Origin of the sequence: Klebsiella grimontii, from assembly GCF_042137965.1 — a bacterium.
GTDB classification, from domain to species: Bacteria; Pseudomonadota; Gammaproteobacteria; order Enterobacterales; family Enterobacteriaceae; genus Klebsiella; species Klebsiella grimontii.
Genome location: NZ_CP169721.1, coordinates 2,745,010 through 2,768,274 on the forward strand (window position 1 = coordinate 2,745,010; position 23,265 = coordinate 2,768,274).

The window sequence follows — 23,265 nt, forward strand, 5'->3', positions numbered from 1 at the left end:
ACCTCAATGTGCGGCCGCAGAGCGGGCGGTGAATTTTTCGCCCACAATCAGGTTAACGATATCGCTCAGGCTGGTGTCGGCCACCCGTCTGTCGGCGACGTTAGTACCTTCATACATCACCATGATCCGGTCGCAGACCAGAAACAGGTCCTGCAGGCGGTGGGTAATCAGAATCACGCTCACGCCGCGAGCGGAAACGCGGCGAATCAGCTCCAGCACCGCCTCAACTTCCGCGACGGCCAGCGCGGCGGTGGGTTCATCCATAATCAGCACTTTCGGGTCAAAGGCCGCCGCGCGGGCGATGGCAATGGCCTGACGCTGGCCGCCGGAGAGATTTCGCACCAGCAGGCGGGTATCCGGAATGGAGATCCCGAGTCCTTTAAGCATCTCCCGGGCGTCGGCGTGCATTTTGGCCTCGTCGAGAAAGGGGATACCGAGGACCGATTTCATCGGCTCGCGGCCCATAAACAGATTGCCCGCGACGTCGACCGTGTCGCACAGCGACAGATCCTGGTAGACCATCTCGATATGGCAGCGGCGCGAATCGGCCGGATTAGCGAACTGCTGCTGTTCGCCGTCGATGCGAATCGTGCCGCCGGAGGGGATCACCGCCCCCGAGAGTACTTTGGTCAGGGTGGATTTCCCCGCGCCGTTATCGCCCACCAAGCCCAGCACCTCGCCCGGAGCCAGCTCGAGATTGACTCCGCGCAATGAACGTATCGACCCGTAGGTCTTGGTGATGTTGATCATCTCCACCCTTGGCGGGGTAGTGTGTGGCTGCTGCATCTGATAACTCCCATCGCTGTTGCCGGGAAAATGTTCGCCATTCTGCGGAAAATGCCCCCTCCGACACGGTTTACATGTTAGTAAACCGGTTTACCTGCGGAGTGGAGCACTCGCCAACACAGTCAGGACAAACGCTACGTAAGATATTTGTTCGCCAGTAAGAACATTGCAGCATCCGTGCCAGGGCAGGAACAACACAGCAGCCCTGTAACTTAACCATATGTAATCAATAGAGTTTATTCATTACATTCCGGTAAACCGGTTTACTGATTATAGTGAACAGATTGTAAATCGATCGTTTTTTGCGCCAAAACTGGGCGCTTTTGCGCCATTTTGGGACGCGCTTAACAAATCTTGATTGAGTCGCGACCGATCCATTCTACCGGCAGGCGGGTTTCTGCCGGGATATCCTGGTCGTTGTTCAGCAGGCGCATCATGATATTCACCGCGGTGCGGCCCAGTTCGCGGGCGGGCTGGCGGATAGTTGAGATACGCGGCTGGGTGAAATCGGCATAGTTGGCGTCATCGAAGCCGACCAGCGACAGCGCCTCCGGCGCCTGAAGCCCGCTGGCGCGCAGCCCGTCAAGCAGACCCAGCACCAGGTAGTCGCTGGCGGCGAAGACGGCGGTCGGGCGAAGCGGCTGGCTAAACAGGTAACGCAGCGCCTGCTGGCCGAACTCGCGCTGGTAGTCGCCGTACATCACCCATTCGGGCGGCCAGCTCAGACCGGCCTGCTCCATCGCGGTGCAGAAGCCCTGATAGCGCTCGCGGACGCTCATCAGCTTGTCGGGACCGCCGACGAAGGCGATATGGCGGTGTCCGGCGGCGATCAGCTTTTCGGTGGCGATCCGCCCGCCCTGAACGTTATCGGCAAACACCTTTGGCACCGTACTGCCGGGTATATCTTCATCCAGCAGGACAATGCGTTCGTGACGCTGGACCTCTTTGCGCAGCAGGCCGTTATCAGGGCGGTTAGTGGTGAACAGCAGGCCATCGACCTGGCAGGTATCCAGCCAGCGGATGAACTGGCACTCCTTTTCCGGATTATTGCGGGTGATGCACAGCACCAGGCTATAACCGCTGGCGGAAGCGGCCTCTTCGGCGGCGTCGGCCAGCTCGGCAAAGAAGGGGTTGGTGATATCGGGCAGCACCAGGCCGAGCGTCTCGCTGCCGCCTTTGCTAAGACGGCGCGCCAGGCTATTACCGCGATAGTCCAGTTCACGAATCGCCGTTTCGATACGGTCGATGGTGTCCTGCGGCAGCACAATACTGTTGTTCATATAGCGCGACAGGGTGGCTTTCGACAGTCCCGCCAGCTTTGCGACATCGGATAACAATACGCGTTTTATACTCATTTCCTGCGCCATTTCTGCCAGAATCGGCTATCTGTAACATAGTTAAGCGCGCTGGATACAGCAATTTCTCCGCCCACAATCGCCTCAAATAAACGCTTGACAAATTTTAATCTGCGGAGAATTGTATAGGCAGTTTACCGCATCATCCGGGAAGTCATTCCCAAACCCGTTTAAGTCATTCCAGTCGCGCGCCGACACGGACCGGTTGCCGGAATGAAGTTAAACAGGTATTCGCCGAACGATCGATGATGGTTCTGGCCACATAGACGATATTTGCCCGCCAAAAAATAATCCTTCTGCGTTCGCATGCGGCGCGGAACTCTGCTGGCTATCACCTATTCCCGACGAGGATACTGATGATGTTATTTAACACCGGAAAACTGCGTTTACTTGCTGTCGCCACGACGATGCTGGCAACAATGAGTTTTATTTCGACCGCCGGCGCGGCCGCTCCGACTTATGCCCTGGTCCAAATCAATCAGCAGGCGCTGTTCTTTAATCTGATGAATAAAGGCGCGCAGGATGCGGCAAAAGCCAGCGACAAAGATTTAGTGATATTTAACTCTAACGATAATCCCGTGGCGCAAAATGACGCCATTGAAAACTATATTCAGCAAGGCGTTAAAGGCATTCTGGTTGCCGCTATCGATGTTAACGGAATTATGCCCGCGGTAAAAGAAGCCGCCGCCGCTAACATTCCGGTGATTGCGATTGACGCCGTATTACCGGCTGGACCACAGGCGGCCCAGGTCGGCGTTGATAATATTGAAGGCGGCAGAATTATTGGTCAATACTTCGTGGACTACGTGCAAAAAGAGATGGGTGGCCAGGCGCGGCTGGGGATCGTCGGCGCGCTGAACTCGGCTATTCAGAACCAGCGGCAGAAAGGGTTCGAAGAGACGCTGAAAAGCAATCCGAAGATCACCATCGCTAACGTTGTCGACGGGCAGAACGTGCAGGACAAAGCAATGACCGCGGCGGAAAACCTGATCACCGGTAACCCGGACCTGACGGCGATATATGCCACCGGCGAACCCGCGCTGCTCGGCGCGATCGCCGCCGTGGAGAACCAGGGGCGCCAGAAGGACATTAAAGTCTTTGGCTGGGATCTGACGGCGAAGGCGATTTCCGGTATTGACGGCGGCTACGTGACCGCCGTACTGCAGCAGGACCCGGAAAAGATGGGCGCCGAAGCCCTGAAGGCGCTGAACAGCATCACTTCGGGTAAAACCGTGCCGAAAACCATTCTGGTTCCGGCGACGGTGGTGACCAAAGCGAACGTCGATTCCTACCGTTCGCTGTTTAAGTAGGTCAGCGCGCGCCGCCCGTGGTTAACAGGGCGGCAAGCTCATGGCTGCCGGGAAACGCGCTGAGCGTCCCCCGGCGGCTAACGGTAATGGCGGCAGCCCGGCTGGCGTGCGCCAGCGCTAGCGCATCCGGCGCGACGTCGCGCAGCAGGGCGGAGGCCAGCATCACGGCGAGGAACGTGTCGCCCGCCCCGGTAGTATCAAGCGCCTCGGCGGGCACGGCGGGACAAAACCGGCGCTGGCCCTCCTGGAGCAGCCAGGCGCCGGCGGCGCCCTGGGTAATGACTAAGCTTTTCACCCCGTATGGCTGGAGCAGCTCGGCCTCAGATTCATTGACCACCGCGATGTCGATGAGCGGCCACAGATGGCAAAAGTCAGGATTGACGGGCGAGGGGTTGAATACCGTCGTCATACTGCGGCTTTTGGCGTACTGGAACAGCGCCCGCGTTTTGTCCAGGGAGAAATTGCCCTGCTGTAGCAGAATATCGCCGGCGACGGCATCCGCGATATGCGGAATAATGTCATCCAGGCGGAATGTATCCGCGGCGGCGGTAGTGGTAATAATGGCATTGTCGCCGTCAGCGCTATTTAAAATAATCGAGGTATCGCTATGTTGATTGAAATGACCGTCGGGTAGTAAGGTCAGTGGTTCATTTTTTATCTGCTGACGGATCCACACGCCGTTGCTGTCATTTCCCGTGGCGGCAATTAGGCGCGTTTCTATTCCGCAGCGGGCTAATATAATCGCCTGGTTCGCGCCTTTACCGCCGATATCCTGCGAAACTTTAACGCCGTGAATTGAAGCGCCTTTTTTCGGTATATCCGGAATGGACCAGGTTTCATCTACGGTAATATTACCGGTAACGTAAACACGCATAGTGTTCCCTTAACAGGATGGATAAGATGGTTGCTATCTCAGCAGAAAAAACGAATGCAATACAAGCTATTTTTTCACGCAGCAAAGCGGTTATTGGGGTTATTCATTGCGATCCTTTTCCTGGTGCACCTAAATATCGAGGGAAATCAGTCTCTGATATTATTGAGCGCGCGCTTCGCGATGCTGAAAATTATATTTCAGGCGGCGTTCACGGACTGATTATTGAAAACCACGGGGATATTCCTTTTTCCAAACCTGAGGATATCGGTCACGAAACTTCCGCGCTAATGGCGGTGATTACCGAGAAAGTGCGCGAGCGTTTTGCTGTGCCGCTGGGCATTAACGTCCTGGCGAACGCGGCGATCCCGGCGATGGCTATCGCCCTGGCGGGCGGAGCCGATTTCGTCCGCGTAAACCAGTGGGCCAACGCCTATATCGCCAACGAAGGATTTATTGAAGGGGCGGCCGCTAAGGCGCTGCGCTACCGCAGTATGCTGCGCGCTGAGCATATTCGCGTTTTTGCCGATAGCCACGTCAAGCACGGTAGCCATGCCATCGTTGCCGATCGTTCGATTCAGGAGCTGACGCGCGACGTCGATTTCTTCGAGGCTGACGCGGTGATCGCCACCGGCCAGCGTACGGGCGATAGCGCCACGATGGCGGAAATTGACGAGATCCGCGCGGCGACGGAGCTACCGCTGCTGGTGGGCTCGGGGGTGACGCCGGCCAACGTGCGCCAGATCCTCGGACGGACTCAGGGGGTTATCGTGGCCAGTACTATGAAGGTCGATGGCGTGTGGTGGAACGATGTTGAGCTGGCTCGGGTGAAGCATTTTATGTCAGTCGCGCAGGCCGCGCTGGAGGAGGCATAATGGAAGCGTTTAGCGAACGCCTGCTGCGCGAGCATCAACCGGCGTGGCTGGCGATGCAGCGGCACCGTTTTGTGACTGATATCGAAGAGGATCGTCTGCCGACAGCCGTCTTTAACCGCTATCTGGTATTTGAGGGCAACTTTGTCGCGACGGCAATCGCGATTTTTGCCCTCGGGGTCAGCAAAGCGCCGGGTATTCATCAGCAGCGCTGGCTGATTGGCGTGCTGAATGCTCTGGTTGACACCCAGATCGCGTGGTTTGAACAGGTGTTGTCAGAGCGGCGGGTCGATCCCGCTGCGTACCCGGACGATCTGCCCGGCGTGCGGCGCTTTCGCGACGGCATGCTGCGAACCGCCCGGGAGGGCAGCTACGAGCAGATCGTGACGATGATGTTCGGTGCGGAATGGATGTACTACGTCTGGTGCCGGGGGGTAAGCGAGCATCGCCAGAGCGACGCGGACGTCCGGCGCTGGGTGGAGATGCACGCCGAGGACGAATTTTATCAGCAGGCGCTCTGGCTGAAGAACGAACTCGATCGCTGCGCCATGACGCTGAGTGAAAGCGAAAAGCAGGCGCTGTCGGCGCTTTACGGCGATGTGCTGCAGTGGGAAATTGATTTCCATCACGCCGCGTACGAAGCGTAGCCGCGAGGTGAATAACAGGGGGCGCCTGAAGCGGCGCCTCCTGAACGCTGATACACTGAGCGGATCGATCGCCGTTTACAGGGAAACCATGAAATATCAGAACCTCTTGCAAAGCGTGTTGTTAAACGACCCGATGAGAATGAACGCGCTGTACGCCGTGCAGGCGCTGGAACTCAACGATGGCTGGATTGGCGCCGGCTTTGTCAGAGATGCGGTCTGGGATCATCTGCACGGCTACGGGCAAAGGCCAGTTTCGGGTGATGTGGATGTTGTCTGGTTCGACGCGAAAAGCGCGACTTCCGCCTGTGATAGCGCGCTGGAAGAGAGGCTTAGCCAGCAAAACTCCGTTTTTAACTGGTCGGTGAAAAATCAGGCCAGAATGCATCAACGCAACGGACATCAACCTTATCGTTCAACGGAGAATGCGCTGCTGTACTGGCCTGAAACCGCGACGGCTATCGCGGTAAGATTGGGAGCAACAGATCATGTTGAGGTTATCGCGCCCTACGGGCTGGACGATCTCTTTGAGCTCCGTCTGCGGCCAACGCCGGTATTTGCGCAGCATAAGCTGGCTATTTTCAGCCAGCGCGTCGCGGAAAAACGGTGGCTACAGCGTTATCCCGGCCTGCGGCTTCTCGTCCCGACATAACGCAAAGCCGCTGTTCGCCTGGTTTTCGTCAAAAGCGCCAGTCGGCTGCGGTTGAAAGCGCGACAAACGGGCCCGCCAGCGTTCGGTTGTGATGGCCAATGATGTCCTTGGCGGATAAATGAGGATTATCGATTGTGGTATGCGCATCGGAAATCAGCACGGCCGTGAATCCCAGCTCCGGCGCTGCCCGGCAGGTGGTATCGACGCAAAACTCTGTTTTCATCCCGGCAATCACCAGCTGCTTTACGCCTCTCTGCGTAAGCTGGCGCTGTAATTCGGTGTCGCGAAAGCCGCTGGGATACGTTTTGGTTAAGACGATATCCCGTTCAACGTCCACATCCAGCTCGGCTATCAGCCTGGTTAACGGGCTGCTCGCAGAGAAGGGGGAGCCGTCGGGTCCGACGTGGCGAATAAAAAAGATCGGTACCTGTGACTGCCTGGCTTTAGCGATGAGCAGAAGAATATTTGTCAGAACGGCATCAGCGGAATGAGGAGACGCCGGACCGCGGAAAAGCCCCTCCTGCATATCAATAATCACTAGCGCATGTTCAGATGAAATCATGGGGCGTGTCTCCATTCAGTATGTGATGAACGGAGAGCTGTTTGTCCCCGTCCGCTTTAACGGGGAGTGAGGTTCTGTTCTGTCAGGTTCCAGCCACAGATACGCACACGCCGCCGCAGGTTGCGGTGGTGGTGGTGGTGCGTGTCGTTGTTGAATAGGCTAGATGAATCATTTTCTGACCTTATTATTCATTGAAGATCAATAACCAGAAACGGACGGAACCGCTTAAAACTACACGCCTTATACGATGAAGGTCAACTGCTGATTTCATGTCATGTCGCCCGGCCAGAATACAGACTTTCCTGCCATTGCCGGGCAAATATCCTGCACTTTGACGCTTATTGATTATACTTTGATGGCAGGTTGTGCTGCTTCAGGCGGCCGCCGCGTTGGCGGGGTATCAAAACGTATATCCTGGAATTGACTTAGCGGCTGTTGATGAAAATGCGATCATGAAACAGTCATGGAGGTATGGAACGATGGGATTATTAAATTTTGTCAAAGAAGCGGGCGAGAAAATATGGGACGCCGTCTCCGGCGGCAGCAAGGAAGATAAGGCCGACAAGCTGAAAAAACATATTGATGGTCTTAATCTTCCCGGCGCCGAAAAGGTCAATATCGATGTTGCGGACGACGGCACCGCGACGGTTACCGGCGATGTCGGTTCGCAAGAAGATAAGGAAAAAATTCTGGTGGCGGTAGGTAACGTCACCGGCGTTGGTCAGGTTAATGACAGCGTGAAGGTGACGCAAAGCGGGGCAGAAAGTCGTTATTACACGGTCAAATCCGGCGACACCCTGAGCGCCATCTCTAAAGCGATGTATGGCTCCGCCAATGAGTATCAACGTATTTTTGAAGCCAACAAACCGATGCTGACGCATCCCGATAAAATCTATCCGGGCCAGGTGCTGATTATTCCGGCGAAGTAAGCGCTGAATTCCTTCGGCTGCAGGCCGATGGAATTATCTTCAAGGCCGGCCAGTGACAATATAGGTTTTGTTGCTGGCTGGGGTTGTCCCGGGCGTTCTCCTGACGTCAACGAGTTAAATTCGGTGATGGCAGGGATGCGATTATTGCATCCCTGTATCGTTGGATCAGAAGAAATCAATTCGCGTATTGATACCGACAGTGCGGCCCATATTAACCTGCGCGACGGCGCTGCTGCCGTTCATATATCCATAGGTACGGTAACGACGGTCGAACAGGTTATCGACATAGACGGAAATATTCATCCGTTCCGTCGCCTGCCAGCCAATGCTGCTGTCCAGGGTGGCGTAGGCGCCTTGCCGCAGCTGGTTGTCGCCATCGAAATAATGCGGCCCCACCAGATTAACCGCCAGCCGGGGCATCAGTGCGCCATAGCGCGTATCAATCACGCCATTCACGCTGCTTCCCGCGCCGTAACGCGGTACGAACGGCACCCGGTTGCCGTGGTACAGCTCGCTGTCGTTGGTGAATTCGGAACGGATCATGTTGCCATTGATATCCCATGACCAGCCAGGGGCAAACCGCCATTTCGCTTCCAGCTCAACGCCGGTGGCGTCGGCTCTCCCCGCATTGCTTAAGGTCTGCATTCCGACCGGGCCAGAGTAGAGCTGCATATCTTTGGTGTGGGTATAAAAGGTGGCGGCTTGCAGCATGACGTCAGCGGTTTCGTAACGGGTGCCAATTTCATAGTTGATGGATTTTTCCGCGTTGAACGGTTTGGCATCAAGACCTGCGGTAGGCACGATATTGTATCCGGAAGGTTTATATCCCTGGGCGACGCGGGTATATACTCGCCAGTCGTCGGTCAGCAGATAGCCTGCGGAGAGCTGTCCGAGCACCCGGTCGTCATTGCTTTTACCCTGGTCGCCAAATGGGTTTCCCAGCATGTTGCCGTGATACTGTGTGCTGGCTTTATCATGCGAGAAACGCACGCCGCCGCCGATGTCAAAACGCTCGGTTAAATGCCAAGTCAGATCGCTATAGGCGGCAAGGGTTTCAGCGGTGGTATAGCCGGTGCTGCTTAAATAGGGCATCGTCGGCATATCGTAGGCGGAGTTTAGCTTTTCGCGGGTGTTCTGCCGGTACAACCCAAATACCATATCCACGGTACGCGTATCGCCGAGGGTGGCGGCGCGTAGCTCCTGCACATCCTGGTTCCAGCGCTGGGGCATATTGACGATCAACGAGCCGGAAGGGAAGGTCCGGGAATAATTCTGCTGCTGCCAGGCGCCGATCAGATTGAAAACCCAGTCATCGGTAGCGTATTTACCGCTTAGCGTCTGGCTGTCAGTACAGCGCCGTAGGTACGGGTCCGGTGAACCCTCGCTAAGAGACAGCGTACGGCTTTTGAGATCATTCCATGCCACGTAGGCATCCTGTGTAGCGCGAGTGCATTCGCGCGAGGCGGAAAACCCCATTTCCCAGGGCTGGTCGTCCGGCGCCAGACGCAGTTTCACATTCCCGATACTGGCGCGGGTACCGCCTAAATCATCGCTACCGGTCGAGGGGTTAATCATCTCGCCGTCATCAACCTGGCGTAAAAGGGTCACGCTGCCGTATAACAGGCCATCCTGAATCGGGCCGCTCAGGTTGAGTTTGCTTCGATAACTGTCACGACTGCTGACGCCACCTTCAATATAGCCGCGCGGGGTGCTGTCCGGCTGCTGGGTGACGATGTTAATGATCCCGCCCTGGGCGCTTTTGCCATACAAGGTTCCCTGCGGTCCTCTCAGGAGCTCCACGCTCTGCACATCGGTCAGTGCCTGGATGGTGTTGGTCGAAAGCTGCGGGACGCCATCGACATACAGGGTAACGGCGGGGTTATAAAAGTCCTGGGCCGAAGAGATGCCGCGTAGCGAGATCGTTGAAAAAAGCATGTTGCCGCTATTTTCAATATTCAGCCCTGGCAACACTCTGGGGAGTTTGTCACTGGCGGTAACGCCCGCGTCGCTTAACTCCGTCGCGCTGATAACGGTAGAAGAGACATTATTGGCTGATGCCGAGCGGGAAGACTGTTTACTGGCGGTGACCACCAACGTGCTTTCGTCTTGCTGTGAGGTTTGGCTATGAGCAGCGGCCGGGAGTAAAAATCCCCCCAGAACCAGAGGATAAAACCGTGTCATTTTCATTGTTATGAATCCCTGAAAAACGGCGAGACGCCAAAATACCGATAATGGTGAATTGAAAATGATAACTATTTCTAATTGCGCTGCTACCCGAAACGGGTTTATTTCCACCTGTTTCGGGTAGCGGGGCGCTTATTGGGCTGAATGGCGATAACGCTCAATGGCGAGCGCCGTCAGGCGCTTTTTATCTACCTTGCCGACGGCGGTGAGCGGCCAGTGGGTCAGAAACTCAATTTGATCGGGAATCTTCCACGCGCTGATCCCCATTTGGACCAGCTTTTGACGCAGCTGTTGATAGTCAGAGGGAGTGCGTTGCGCGATGATAAACGCGCATATCCGCTCGCCAAGCAGCGTATCCGGCGCGGCGACCACGGCGCAATCCTTTACATCTTCCAGACGCATCAGTACCGATTCCACTTCCGCAGCGGCTATTTTCTCTCCGGCGCGGTTGATCTGCTCTTTTATGCGCCCCTCAACGTGCAGATTTCCCGCCTCATCGAGCCTGACATTGTCGCCAGTACGGTAAAATCCTTGAGCAGTAAAGGCCCGCGCATTGTGCTCGGGAGCGCGATAATAGCCCGTAATAGTATAAGGACCGCGCGTTAATAACTGTCCCGTTTCGCCAGGCGCAACGTCGTTTTCCTCTTCGTCAACGACGCGAATTTCATCCAGGGGAGACATAGGGCGCCCCTGGCTGTGAAGAACGGTGGCCAGAGGATCGTCCAACCGGGTAAAGCAGAGCAGGCCTTCCGCCATACCGAATACCTGTTGCAGGGGACAATCAAACGTCGAGATAACCTGCTCAGCAAGCGTTGGGTCAAGCCGGGCGCCGCCCACCTGAATGACGCGTAGCGAAGAGAGATCGCTGTCTTCCCACTCTCTGGCCTGCACCCAGAGCTGCGCCAGCGCCGGTACCAGGGCGACATGTGTCACGCCTTGTTCAGCGATTAAAGGCATCACCTCATCGCAGCTGGCGCTGTCGGTTAATACCACCTTTCCGCCGCAGGCAAGGGTTCCCAGAATACCGGGACAGGCCAGCGGAAAGTTATGCGCCACGGGGAGGACGGCGAGATACACGCTCTGTGGATTAAGGCCGCACAGTTCGGCAGAGGCGCTGAAGTTATAGCTATAGTCAGCGTGCCGTCGCGGGATAAGCTTTGGCGTCCCGGTGGTGCCGCCTGAGAGCAGCAGCAGCGCGGTGGCGCCAGCATCGGGCTGCGGCCACGTCTGCCGTTCGCCGCGCAGCGAGAAGAGCGGCGTAAAATCGTCGCCTTCGGTCTCACTTGCGACCAGAACTTGCCGCAGGCAGGCGTGTTTGCGCGCCATCTGGCGGGCCAGGTCCGCGTGGCTTTCTCCGTGAATCACATAAGCGGCCGGTTGCGCCAGCGCCATCAGCGCGTCGATATCCAGCGCCCGCTGCGAGGGCATCGCCAGAACAGGGATAACGCCCAGTCTTAACAGCGCGAACAGCAGGATCACAAATGCGTTGCCGTTGGGGAGCTGGATAAGCACATGTTCTCCTGGATGTAAACCCAGCGATGATAACCCCGCAGCAAGCTCATCGACCTGAAGATCGAGCGCGCTGTAGGTCAGCGAGTCTTTGGCATCAACGACAGCAATTCGCGAGGGATAGCGAGCCGCCCAGTGGCGCAGCTGTTCAGCAATGGGGAAGGGATACTGTTTTATCAGAGAATCAAAGGAAGAGTGCATGCGTCACCTTTCTGAAGTGCAGGACCGATTTTGCAAAGCGGCCGTCGCAGAAAATACGTGGGGAAAATGGTGAATAATCTGCGTAAAAAAGACCCTGGATTGTTGCAGCAGATAAAAATGGTCGCCGTCAATCACCACCTCGCCTGCGATGTGGTTCAGCCACGGACGCCAGGCCTCCATCTCCGGCCAGGAGGCTTCACGATCGCGGCTGCCGCATACCAGCAGCGCAGGCGTGCGCAGCGGCGGGAAATCGTCGAGCGAGTCGTAGTGATAGTGCTCAGTAGCGTAAAAATCAGCGCGCAGAAGAGGAAGAAATAGCGACAGTAGCTCCTTGTTTTCCTGTAGTTCAGGCGAACATCCGCCGATATCGATCAGTTCAGCGATAAAGTCGGCATCCTCGCGGTCGCTGAGCCTGCGCCGGGAATGCAGATGAGGGGCATGGCAGCCGGAAATAATCAGCCCTTGTGGGGGAAGACCCCGTTGTTCCAGAAGCCGGCAGGTTTCAAACGCCACCTGCGCGCCCATGCTGTGCCCGGCAAGTAAAAGCGGGGCGTCAGGCAATACGCTCTCTTCCAGTTCGTCCGCCAGCAGCGACGCCAGTTGCGTAATGCTGCTGAGCGGCGCCAGATGGCGCAGGCGATCGCGTCCCGGCCAGGTCACCAGGGAAAGCGCGATCTCCGCCATGGGGTGGTCTCGCCAGCGGCGAAACGCGCTACTGCTGCCGCCCGCGAAGGGGCACATCACCAGATGCGCCGTACTGGCGTTGCGGGCGGGCCATAACGGAATACACATCGCAGATTGCATCACAGGGACTCCTCATCGTGGCGGTAGAAAGCCGGTAACCGGTCGTGACGCGGCGGCGTCAGATGTCGGATCTCCGCATGGCCGGTCTTACGTAAAATCTGCTGCCATAAATGTGATAACGCGAGCTGATGAGCGGAGTGGCAGGCCGCCGGCAGATTTCCGCCCGCCAGATAGCTGCGCAGCTGTTGTAGCAACCTGCCGACCCCCTCCGGTCCGGCGGTTTCACAGCAATCACGCCAGCTCAGGGGAGCCGCGCTGCGCGTCTGACCCGGCGGGTCGCGCAGGATCTCCGGCCTGCGGTAGAGACTACGAACATTCGCCTGATGTTCTGCGACAAACAGGCTGGATGACCAGACCACGGGGCCGTAGCTTGCCTCCAGCGAAAGATGACCTTCCGGCCAGCCCAGCAGCAAACGGTGCATAATCAGGCTGTGCATATCAGGATCGTCAGGATCGAGATAGCGCTGAAGCAGCAGACAGGCTTCTCCCGCCGGCCAGAAAAGTCTCAGACAATGAAAGTCGCTAAAGCTACCGACCACTTCACAAGCCACGCTGGCGGCATCAACCTCTAGCGCCAGCAACAACAAATCCAGCGTGGAGTAGAGCAACTGTCGGCTGGTGGTGGCGTGGACAACCGACGGCGCCTGACCCAGGCTGCGACGTAAGCGCTGCGCATCCCCGAGCCAGACGCGACCCGCACGCGCGTGCGGATAAAACGTGTTGACCCAATAGCAGCGGCCCCGTTCCTGCGCCAGCGCTTGTAAAGAACGGACGTCATCCGGATGGAGGGGATGCTCCTGAATCACGTGCACGCCGCGGGTCAAAAAGTGCCGGGCAAGCTGGGTTCCGCTCCCGCCGGCGACGGTTGAGCGCACGACGATACAGGCAATATCCGGCATCTCGGCGATCTGTTCCGGCGAGGTATACAGCGGGATTCCAAACGCATAGGCCAGTTCTCTCGATCGCGCGCTTCCCTGTGACAGAAGACCAACCAGTTCCAGCCCCTCCTGGGACTGCATAAAGGCGTTGAGGTACATTTCGCCAAATTTAGCGCCCACAATCAGTACGCGTAGCTTAGGGGCGGCGGACGACATCATAACGTGTTCTCCGGTTGCGTTGAGGTTGCGCCGAGCCAGCGCTTGATATGCTGCGCACAGGTCTGAACGTGGGGGGGCTCCAGCATGATTTGCCAATGGCTGGCTTTAATCGCATGGCTGTCGGCGCGGTCTATCCAGGTTTGCCACTCGGTTTCCGCTGGCGTCCAGCGCGCGGGTCTCATCGCGGCATGCACGATGAGACAGGGGAGCGGAACGGTTTCGTCCAGCGTATGCTCGGTCAGTAAGCGCAGCAGATGCGCGATGTTGTCGATCCACGCTTCCGCCGCCTGTAGCGTCAGGTTTTGCGCCATCATTCCGGCCGTTCTGGCAAGGTCGATAAAATCGGCAAGCTGGCGGTCGGGCGTCAGCCGATCGAAATGTTCCGGCAGCGCCAGCGGCGTATCGCCTTCGGCTAACAGCCGCAGCAATGCCGTCCGGTTTGCGCAACGAAAATCCTGTCGACACACGGGATCGATTAACGCGAGCCGTACCTGCTCGCCTTTAGCATCCAGGCGCTGCGCGGCGCCCGCCGCAAGAAAAGCGCCATACGACCAACCCGCCAGCGCATAAGGGCCGTGCGGCTGCTGGCGGCGGATACTCGCAACATACTCATCGATCATTCGATCAAGCGTGGCAAAACGCTGCGGCGATTTTGCCTGCAGGCCGAAAACGGGCATATTCAGCGCGCTGGCGAGCGGCAGCCAGGCGCTGATATCGCCGTCTGAAGCATGGAAAACAAACAACGTTTCGTCGCCACCGCCCTGGCAAATGGGCACAGGATTCTCCTCTCCCGACGAACAGGCCTGCAGATGGGCGCAGAAGTCGCTGAGCGTTGAATGGGTGAACAGATCCTGAAGGCTGGCGCTGGCAATCCCTCTGCGGTTCAACTGCGCGACCATCCTTGTCGCCATCAGGCTGTCGCCGCCCAGCGCGAAAAAGTCGTGATGTCTGGCCACGGGGCGAGACAGCAGCGTTTGCCAGAGTTCAGCGACCTGTTTTTCCAGCGCCGGATCGCCTCCGGCGATCGGTGTCGATTCAGCTGGCGCAATCTGCGCGTCAGGCGGGGCCGATAGCGGAGTAAATAACGTTTCTCGCTGCCGGATCTGCAACGCGGGCAGGGTGGCGCCAAAACGCTGCTGCAGATAGCGGCTCACGGCTGCTTTAGCCGGGCGATTCACCCCAGGCGAACGTGCGACCAACAGATGCTGGCGCAGCGGCGATGATTCCTGCGCCGGCCAGGCCAGCTCGTTGGCAAAACCGGCCTGCACAAGCACTTCCTGCCACGCCGAACGGGTGAGCATAGGTTTTTCATCCCGGCGGCGGAAATCGCGGTATCCGCTTAACCCTTCGATAAAGCCGACGCTCGCCAGCTGGAATACGCTGTTTCGTTCCGTCGCTTCAACGATCAGCAAGCGTCCCCCGGCTTTCAGCAACCGCTTTAATCGGCGCAACGACTGTACGACATGGCTGGCGTCGTGAAGCACGTTGACGGCAATAATCAGGTCGTAACCCGCCTCCGGGTGGGCGGTAAAATCCAGCGGCTGGTTGATATCGAATAAGGCGTAAGACACACGCGATTCATCATGGAAACGGGTTTGGGCGTCGTTGAGGAACTGCGCGGAGACATCCGTGAAGTGGTATGACAGCCGCGTGTTTCGCGTGGCCTTCAGCACCGGTTCCGCGGTGGCCGCGGTTCCGGCGCCCACCTCGAGGATCCGTTCTGCGCCGCAAAGAGCGGCAATCTGCGCGGTATAGCGATTCAGACAAGCGCTGGCGGGGTTTTCGCGATACAGCGCGTCGGTTACGCGCAACGACTCGTTGAACAGCAGTTCCAGCGGCGAACACTGCCCGGAGAAGAGGTCGTCGTGCCGGGCGATGCAGGCGTCCAGATACTGCGCCAGCGCCTGGCTCCAGTGGGTCTGCGGGCACGCTTCGTGAGGCTCGGGAATGTCGCTGAGCGGAATGCGGCAGCGCCAGCTATCCCCCTCGCGCACTAACCATTCTCTTTCCGCCAGACACTGCAGCCACTGGCGTAGCAGGCGCCGGTGTGACGCTTGCGCGCCCAGCGCCTGTACTATTTCGCCAAATGGGTGGGCAACCTCCGGGGTGGTGAACAGACGGTGGCGATGTAGCGTGGCGGCGATCCCCTGCAGCGCACGCGCCTCCAGCCAGCGCCAGGTCGCTTCCAGCTCGTCAAGTTGCGTCTGTTCAGGCAACGGCAGCGCCAGTGAGGCGAGATCGTGCTCATCATGTAACGGCGCTGAGGGCGGTGGATCCTCGGTCACAACAATATCCAGGGTTAACGCGCCATTTTCGCTAAGTTCCGCTCTGGCCTGTTGGATGCCGGGGTATTCCTGCGCCGCTTGCTCAATATCCCGCAGATCGTAGTCCGTCTGCGCGTTCAGCGGCCAGCGGCGGCGGGGAATGTGTTCGGCAATGCCGCTGTCAATGGTCTTCAGGCCTTCAGGGTTGGCAATGGCGGCCTGCAGGATGGCGCAGTAGTCATTAAACATCGCTTCAGCCGCGCCCGGTTCCAGCACGTTGTCCATGCAATACCAGCTAAACGTCAACGCGCCATCGCTCTCCATCACCTGATGATCCAGCCAGACCTGCGGCGTTTGCGTAAAGACATAGCAGGGTTCACCGAACAGATGACTCATTGCCCGGTCGATAGCCATTCCTTCCAGCGTCATCCCCAGCATGCTGGTAAACACCACCGGCATCAGCGGTTGACGCTGGGATCCGCGCTGGCGCCCCAGCTCGCGGATCGCCTCAACGCCGTTCACTTCGCTGTGCGCCATGTTTTGCCAGAGACGCTGCTGGGTCCGTTGCATCTGCTCCTGCAGCGTTAGCGGCGTTGAGAAGTTAAAATCAACCAGCGTGACGGAGGTAAAATCCCCGATCAACTGGTTGATTTGCGGGTGGATCGGTTGGCGATTAAAGAACGTCAGGTTCAGCGTAAATGCCGTGGTACGACTCCAACGCTCAAGGGTGGCGGCAAACAGCGTGAGCAGCGCGGCGGAGGGGGTGAGGCCCTGCTGCTGCCAGCGTTGTTTCACCGCCTGCCACTCTTGCTTATCAAGCGTCGAAGTAAACGTGGTGAAGTGCGGGGTTTCCGGCGGAGTCTCCGCCACCGGCAGTTCCGGCGCTGAAGGCAGTTGCGGTAGTTTTTCCTGCCAGTAATCCCAGGCATCGTGCCATGCTGTTGTTTGTCGGCGCGCCTGTTCAGCCATCACGTAATCGCGGAAGGTGATATCGAGCGGTGGCAGCGTTTCTCCGCGCCAGACCTGGGCTAAATCGTCCATCATGACTTTGAAGCTCTGCACATCGAACTGCAGAAGATCGAGGTTCATGTGCAGGCGGTAGCGGCAATCATCGATTTCGCTGACCACCAGCTCAAAGAGCGGCCACTGGTCGGCAGGTAAAACGCGATAGCTCAGTTCATGGCGCCGTTTTTCCAGCGCCTGGCGCTGCTCTTGCGGGGAAAGCGCGCGCAGATCGTCGCGCGGGATACGATACGTCGGGGTTGTCGCCAGAACGCGCTGTTGTCCATCGGCATCCACCACCATCCGCAGCATATCGTGGCGGGCAATGAGCTGGTTCCATGCTTTCTCCAGTACGGCGAGATCGAACTCATCGTGGCGTTTATCCCATTCAAACAGCACGTGACAGGCAACGCCGCCATAGCCAATAAGATGGGTTCTGCCCAACCAGTAGGCATGCTGAATCGGCGTCAACGGGAAGGGCGCGTAACGCTCAGCGGCATCGTGCTGCAACGCTTCCGGCGGCGATACGGCAGGCGCCGTCTCTGCCTGAGAGCAGATAAGCTGCGTGAGCCCGTGCGGCGAGAGATCCTGCCACGCCCGTTCCGCGTTGATGCGTACACCCAGGTCATGTTGAATATCGCTGCTGAGTTCAAGAAAGAGCAGCGAGTCCATTCCCAGCTGTAACAGATCCTGATCTGCGTTCAGCGAAGCAGGATCGTTCAGTCTTAGCTGAACCGCAATGCGGTTTTTCAGCCATGTCATCACCGCCGCTTTATCGCTGATGCTACCGTGAAAAGCATGCTTATCAGCGGGAGGCGCGGCCGGAGTCGCGGCGTGTTCTGTTACTGCGGCGTTAAACAGAGCCTGCTGCAGCGGGGGCATTTTGTCGGTGAAAACGCGCATGGCCAGTCGCCAGGCGGCGCCGCGCATCACCGCTTGTTCAAGGTGCCAGCGCCCCTCGGCATCGCTTAACGCGCCCATGCCGCGATCGGCAAGGGTCGTCAGCATCTCCGTCGTAGCCGCCCGGCCGCTTTCTCCCCATGCGCCCCAGGCGATGGAGAGCACTTTCGGCGTATCAAGGGAGGAGAACTGCTGGGCGAGTCCGTCAAGATAACCGCTGGCCAGCGCATGGGCGCTCTGGCCAGGCGCGCCGAGGGCGGCGGCAGCGGACGAGTAGAGAATCAGATAACGGGCGTGGTGGTTGCCCAGCGTCTGTAACAGCTGGCTTGCCGCCTGCGCTTTGACCGCGAAAACGGCGGCCAGCTGGTGGTCATCGAGTTCCTGCAAGGGCCCATCAGCCAATACGCCAGCGGTATGAATCGCGCCGGCAATGCCGCCGCTGGTCGCCAGCTCATCAAGAACACGGGCCAGCTCTCCGGCATCACCCACATCACAACGGCAGACGCGAATCTCCACGTCCGCTGTGTCGCCTGGCCATGACGCATCCACGCGCGGCGCCAGTAGCGCGATGCGGCGCGCCCCTTTTTCTCTGAGCCAGTTCACGGCAAGGCGGCCCAGTCCGCCAAACGCCCCGGTCACCAGATGCCAGCGGTTATCGCCGGCAAACACCTTCGCCGGTAATTCGGCGGCGTATCCCGCATTGGGCGCCAGCGAAGGGAGCCAGAAGCCGTTATTCCGGGCGGCAAGCCAGCGTTGTGACAATGAAACAACGCTCAATCCCTGACGCAGCGTTTCCCATGGCGTGTTTTCGGCCAGATCGATGGCGGCAATCAACCGTTCCGGCTGTTCATTGGCCGCGACGCGAAGCATAGCCCACAACGCGTGATGGGCCGCTGATAGCGCCTCATTTTCCTTGATTCGCCACGCGCGGCGGGTGACGACAATCAAGCCGCCTGGGCTGGCGGTGAGCGCCTCCTTCATCTGCGTCGCTAACGCCAGCGTCTCCTCGCTCTCATCGACAATCATCAGGACAGAAGGAGCTTGCGGATCGTGAAGAATGCCGTATTGCGCCAGCGCCTCTTCGCGCGCAAGGGTACCGGCGCTGAAGCGGAATGCCAGCGGGCGGCTATTGCAGTCAATACTGAGGGACCTCCAGCGCCAATGATAATACGTCTGCGGCGCAGGAACAGGCGCGTCGGGCGCCAGCGGCAGCCACTTGCCGTCTGGATGACGGGCTTCCACGCGCATCTCGCCGCGGGAAAAGGCTGCGTTTCGCCAGCTTAAGCGCACCTCCCTCAGCCATTGCGGGGCGGTAACGAGGGGCGGTTTCATGGGGGAATCGTCGCCGTGCCGCGCGGAGAGCCGCCGCCAGGCCTCCTGCCAGCGGGCGGTAAACCGTTCCGGCTGACCTGCGCAATCGGACCAGTCGGCGAGATAATCAGGGTTATCCGGCAACGGCTGTTCCAGCGCGGGTTCTGATGACGCGGACGCCCCCTGGCCGGGCAGGGTGGCGAGAATGATATGTTCGCTCATAGCGGCGGTCGGGCTGCCGTCCTGCGGTAGCCACGCCACTTTGCTGAATCCGGCGCGGCGGCACTGCTGCTGCCACTGATGGGGGGTGAGGAAGAGCTCGCCTTCTCGGGCGTCGATATCCTGTAGCGGGAGGACCAGCGGGCCGAAAACGAAATCAAACAGACGCATTGGCTGGGTGATTTCTCGCATCAGCAGGCGCCCGCCTGGCTTGAGCAAGGGACGCAGATTATCAAGGGTTCGACCGATATGGCGCGTGGCATGGATCACGTTAGCCGCGACGATAAGATCGAAAGACTGCGCCGCAAAGCCCTGAGACTGCGCCTCTTGTTCGAGATCCAGCTCGTCGTAATGGACAAAGTCATAGTCGGCGAATTTCTGCTGCGCGCGGCGGGTGAACAGCGCGGAGATATCGGTGAAGTGGTACTCCAGCGCCGGTACGTTTTTGAGTTCCGGAAGCAGCCATGCGGTGGTGCCGCCGGTTCCGCCGCCGACTTCAAGAATGCGCAGCGGCTGATGGGGCTGACGCGCCTGGACGATACCCCGTAGTACCCCGGCGGCAATCTGGTTGAAATAGCGGCCAAAGCTGAATTCCTGATACAGCACCTCTACACCGTCGGAAGCGCCTTGTGGGAAGATAATCGCCACCGGCTCTTCCGCGCCGCTCATCATGTCGTATAACCGATCGCCGGCACGGGCGATGGTATCGGGGATAGCCTGATAACCTTCACAATAATCGGCGAGTTCCGTCAGCAGGATTTCCCGCTGCTGATGTTCAATGGGGCGGGCGCGGTAGTAGCGTCCCTCAGCGCAGCGGTAATCGCCGTCGACCACGCAGTTATTTAGCAGGCGCTGAAGCAGCTGCTGGTAGCGGGGCATCAGTCGTCCATGGCGCATAATGGTGATGGCGTCCACGCCGTTATCTATCGCATCGCCCGTACAGCGTTGTACCAGCCGATCGACATAGATGGCGTGCAGTCGCGTGGCGCACTGTTTAAGCGCCTCCAGACGGGGGAGTTCGAGCGCTGTCGCGGCGCTGCTGGCTACCTCGAGTCCAGCGGCAAACACAGCATCGGCTGGCTCGCAGGCGGAGGTGGCGGGTTCTTTCCAGTAACGCTCGGTCGCAAACGGATAGCATGGCGCGGAGATACGTTGCCCATCGCCTGCGAGAAGAGCGGCCCACGGTATGGTGACGCCGGCCGCGTAAAGCTGGAGAAGCGCCTGATTCAGGACCGCGCTCGCCTCCTGGTTACGCCGGGCGCTGGCTATCCAGTAAGCGTCATCGCGGTATTCGCGCTGTCCGGAGGCAATCAGCTGGGCGTCGGGCCCCATTTCAACAAAAACGCGGGCGCCGAGCTTGCGCGCCGCCTGAATACTCTGAATAAAACGTACCGGCTGGCGCATATGGCGGCGCCAGTAATCCGCCTGGTTGAGCGTCGCCTCGTCAATGACTTCGGCGGTAAGCGTGGAAATCAGCGGTATTTGCCCCGGCTCGGCGAGCAGACCCGCGCAGGCCTCCTGGAAGCGATCGAGTATTGGTTCAAGTAAAGCGGAGTGCGCCGCGCCGGTTACGCGCAGGCGACGATAGTCGATCTCATGTTGCGAAAGCGCGGCGCAAAACTCCGCGATACGGGCTTCCGGCCCGGAAAAGACCGTATGCTGGGTGCCGTTGTTGGCGGCGAGATCCAGCTCGAACTGACGGGCCAACGGCATCAACGCCTCTTCTTGCGCAAATACCGCCACCATCGCGCCGCTTGCGCACAGCTGCATCAGCGCGCCGCGCCGACATACCAGCGGCATGACCTGCTCAATGGTATAGTGTCCGCAGACAACGGCAGCGGCAAATTCGCCGACGGAGTGACCCATGGCGAAGTCGGCCTTCAGTCCTTCAGCGCGCCAGTGGGCCGCCATCGCGATTTCGAACGCGACAATCGCCGGCTGGGCCCAGGCCATATTGTCAAGCTGCGCTGAATCGGGATTAAACATCGCTTCCCGTAGCGAAGGCGTGAGCATGTCGCGACAGGCGCTAAAACAGCGCTCCAGCGTATCGGCAAACGCCGTTGAGTGCAGGTACAGAGACTGACCCATAGTGCGCCAGTGCGAACCCTGCCCGGTAAACAGCCACACCTGTTTGCCGCTGGCGCCGTGGCCGCTATAGACCGGCGAATCCGATTTCGCGCCAGCCCAGGCGCTGAGCGCGGCGGCGGTGTCATGATTTAATGGCGCCGCCAGGCGGAAGGGAAGATCGAGACGGCGCGCGCGTAATGCCGTGAAGGCCAGATTGTTGGCATCCGCGTTCTCCCTCAGCGCCGCGGCATAGTCCGCTGCCAGCTGCCGCAACGCGGTGTCGCTGGCAGCGCTGAGCAACAGCGCGGAACTCTTGCTGCCGTCATCCGCGGCGGGGTAGCTTATGTTGAGTTCGTCGGGCAGCGAAGCGACGATCATATGGCAGTTGGTGCCGCCAATACCGAAGGAGGAGACGCCCGCGTAGCGCACTTCGTCCTGCCACTCCTGCGCCGTCACCGGCACGGTAAAGGGGCTTTCCTCGAGCTTAAGCGCCGGGTTTGGCGTGTGAAAATTCAGCATTGGCGGAATTTTTCCGCGACTGACCGCCAGAACGGTTTTCAGCAGTCCGGCAATGCCCGCCGCGGTATCCAGGTGACCAACGTTGCTCTTCACGGAACCCAGCGCGCAGCGCTGTTGCGGCGGGCGGGGAGCGTAGACGTTGCGCAGGGCTTCTATTTCAATCGCGTCTCCCAGCGGCGTGCCGGTTCCGTGGGTTTCAATGTAGCCGATCTGCCTGTCGTCGATGGCCGCCAGCATTAACGCTTCTTCGATGACCGCTTGCTGTCCTGCCACCGACGGCGCGGTATAACCCACTTTTCTGTTTCCGTCGTTGTTGACCGCGCTGGAGAGGATCACCGCGATAATCGGATCGCCTGACAGCAGCGCGTCCTTCAGGCGACGCAGCACCACGCAGCCGAGACCGTTGCCGGCCCAGGTGCCCTCTGCCGAGGCGTCAAAAGGGCGACAGTGGCCATCGGGAGAGAAAATCATCCCGGGCTGGTAGCGGTAACCCGCCTGCTGGGGGAAGGAGAGCGCCACGCCGCCGGCTACCGCCATATCGGATTCGCCTGCGCGCAGGCTTTCGCAGGCCAGATGGACCGCAACCAGCGAACTGGAGCAGGCGGTCTGTACCGATAACGCCGGGCCGTGCAGATTGAGTTTGTAGGCCGCGCGGGTGGCTATATAGTCCTTATCATTGCCCATCAGAGACTGCAGGCCCTTGACCTGAGCGACCTCTGTCACGTTCAGGGCTTCGCGGCCGGGATAGGTGCTCATCCGCGAAGAGGCGAAAACCCCGGTCTTATGGGGGACGGCGCCCGGGGCGTAACCTGCATGCTCCAGCGCATGCCAGACCGCCTGTAAAAACAGGCGCTGCTGGGGATCTATCGACTCCGCTTCCTGCCGCGAATAGCCAAACAGGGTGGCATCGAAGCAGTCAGCGTTGTCTAAAACCGTTCCAATATTGACGTAACAAGGATCGTCAATAATGGCGGTATCCAGCCCGGCGGCCAGAAGCGCTTCGCGCGTAAAGCGTCGGCTGCATTCGCGGCCTTCCAGCAGATTTCGCCAGTAGGTTTCGCCATCCGGCGCTTCAGGAAAATGGCAGGCGTAGCCGATGACTGCGACAGGTTCGCAGTCCGGGTAGCGTTGAGCGATCGATGCATCAATGGAATCTGCTGTTGGCGCAGAAGAGAAGCGCAAGTTATCCATAATCGGTCCCGTTTCC

14 protein-coding genes are annotated in these 23,265 nt (G+C 58.8%); 5 read left to right on the plus strand and 9 right to left on the minus strand.

Features of this window, described 5'->3' with window-relative positions; genetic code table 11:
- Positions 1-3: 3 nt before the first annotated feature.
- Together ACE3MN_RS13065 and ACE3MN_RS13070 are read right to left on the minus strand one after the other, a co-directional pair.
- The gene (locus ACE3MN_RS13065; RefSeq protein WP_024358147.1) at positions 4-750 is read right to left on the minus strand and encodes an ATP-binding cassette domain-containing protein; all 747 of its coding nucleotides are present in this window, start codon (positions 748-750) and stop codon (positions 4-6) included.
- Between the two features lie 380 nt (positions 751-1,130).
- Positions 1,131-2,153 (minus strand): LacI family DNA-binding transcriptional regulator, encoded by a 1,023-nt coding sequence (locus ACE3MN_RS13070; RefSeq protein ID WP_024358148.1) that lies wholly within the window; start codon positions 2,151-2,153, stop codon positions 1,131-1,133.
- A gap of 344 nt (positions 2,154-2,497) precedes the next feature.
- Between ACE3MN_RS13070 and ACE3MN_RS13075 the strand changes: the two genes are divergently transcribed.
- On the plus strand, positions 2,498-3,451 hold the full coding sequence (locus tag ACE3MN_RS13075) for a substrate-binding domain-containing protein (protein ID WP_102649793.1): 954 nt from the start codon (positions 2,498-2,500) through the stop codon (positions 3,449-3,451).
- 1 nt (position 3,452) lies between these two features.
- On the opposite strand, the gene ACE3MN_RS13080 is transcribed toward ACE3MN_RS13075, so the two are convergent.
- Positions 3,453-4,325: a PfkB family carbohydrate kinase gene (locus ACE3MN_RS13080; RefSeq protein WP_049130314.1), complete on the minus strand. Its 873-nt coding sequence runs from the start codon at positions 4,323-4,325 to the stop codon at positions 3,453-3,455.
- A 26-nt stretch (positions 4,326-4,351) separates the two neighbouring features.
- On the opposite strand from ACE3MN_RS13080, the gene ACE3MN_RS13085 reads away from it, so the two are divergent.
- From ACE3MN_RS13085 to ACE3MN_RS13095, 3 genes are all read left to right on the plus strand, one after another.
- The gene (locus ACE3MN_RS13085; RefSeq protein WP_024358151.1) at positions 4,352-5,197 is read left to right on the plus strand and encodes a BtpA/SgcQ family protein; all 846 of its coding nucleotides are present in this window, start codon (positions 4,352-4,354) and stop codon (positions 5,195-5,197) included.
- Positions 5,197-5,841 carry a TenA family protein gene (locus tag ACE3MN_RS13090; protein WP_154946157.1) on the plus strand — a complete coding sequence of 215 codons (645 nt, stop codon included), beginning with the start codon at positions 5,197-5,199 and terminating at the stop codon, positions 5,839-5,841. The genes ACE3MN_RS13085 and ACE3MN_RS13090 overlap by 1 nt, the downstream gene beginning before the upstream one ends.
- Positions 5,842-5,929: 88 nt before the next feature.
- Positions 5,930-6,490, plus strand: coding sequence for a nucleotidyltransferase family protein (locus ACE3MN_RS13095; RefSeq protein ID WP_049089790.1), 561 nt, complete (start codon positions 5,930-5,932; stop codon positions 6,488-6,490).
- 28 nt (positions 6,491-6,518) lie between these two features.
- Here the strand turns inward: ACE3MN_RS13095 and ACE3MN_RS13100 are convergent, their stop codons facing one another.
- Positions 6,519-7,052 (minus strand): cysteine hydrolase family protein, encoded by a 534-nt coding sequence (locus ACE3MN_RS13100; RefSeq protein WP_004136989.1) that lies wholly within the window; start codon positions 7,050-7,052, stop codon positions 6,519-6,521.
- A gap of 479 nt (positions 7,053-7,531) precedes the next feature.
- Between ACE3MN_RS13100 and lysM the strand changes: the two genes are divergently transcribed.
- The gene (lysM, locus tag ACE3MN_RS13105; protein ID WP_004136991.1) at positions 7,532-7,981 is read left to right on the plus strand and encodes a peptidoglycan-binding protein LysM; all 450 of its coding nucleotides are present in this window, start codon (positions 7,532-7,534) and stop codon (positions 7,979-7,981) included.
- A 165-nt stretch (positions 7,982-8,146) separates the two neighbouring features.
- Here lysM and fyuA read toward each other — a convergent pair whose 3' ends face one another.
- The 5 genes from fyuA to irp1 all read right to left on the minus strand — a co-directional run bounded on the left by fyuA (position 8,147) and on the right by irp1 (position 23,249).
- Positions 8,147-10,168: a siderophore yersiniabactin receptor FyuA gene (gene fyuA, locus ACE3MN_RS13110; protein WP_154915863.1), complete on the minus strand. Its 2,022-nt coding sequence runs from the start codon at positions 10,166-10,168 to the stop codon at positions 8,147-8,149.
- A 129-nt stretch (positions 10,169-10,297) separates the two neighbouring features.
- Positions 10,298-11,875, minus strand: a complete 1,578-nt coding sequence (gene ybtE / locus ACE3MN_RS13115; protein WP_154915862.1) for a yersiniabactin biosynthesis salycil-AMP ligase YbtE — start codon at positions 11,873-11,875, stop codon at positions 10,298-10,300.
- Between the two features lie 3 nt (positions 11,876-11,878).
- Entirely contained in the window at positions 11,879-12,682 is an 804-nt protein-coding gene (locus ACE3MN_RS13120; RefSeq protein WP_049085281.1) for a thioesterase II family protein, read from the minus strand.
- Positions 12,679-13,776 carry a thiazolinyl imide reductase gene (locus ACE3MN_RS13125; RefSeq protein ID WP_004136996.1) on the minus strand — a complete coding sequence of 366 codons (1,098 nt, stop codon included), beginning with the start codon at positions 13,774-13,776 and terminating at the stop codon, positions 12,679-12,681. Before ACE3MN_RS13125 ends, ACE3MN_RS13120 begins: the two co-directional genes overlap by 4 nt.
- Positions 13,773-23,249 carry a yersiniabactin polyketide synthase HMWP1 gene (gene irp1 / locus ACE3MN_RS13130; protein WP_375364381.1) on the minus strand — a complete coding sequence of 3,159 codons (9,477 nt, stop codon included), beginning with the start codon at positions 23,247-23,249 and terminating at the stop codon, positions 13,773-13,775. Before irp1 ends, ACE3MN_RS13125 begins: the two co-directional genes overlap by 4 nt.
- Between the last annotated feature and the right edge of the window lie 16 nt (positions 23,250-23,265).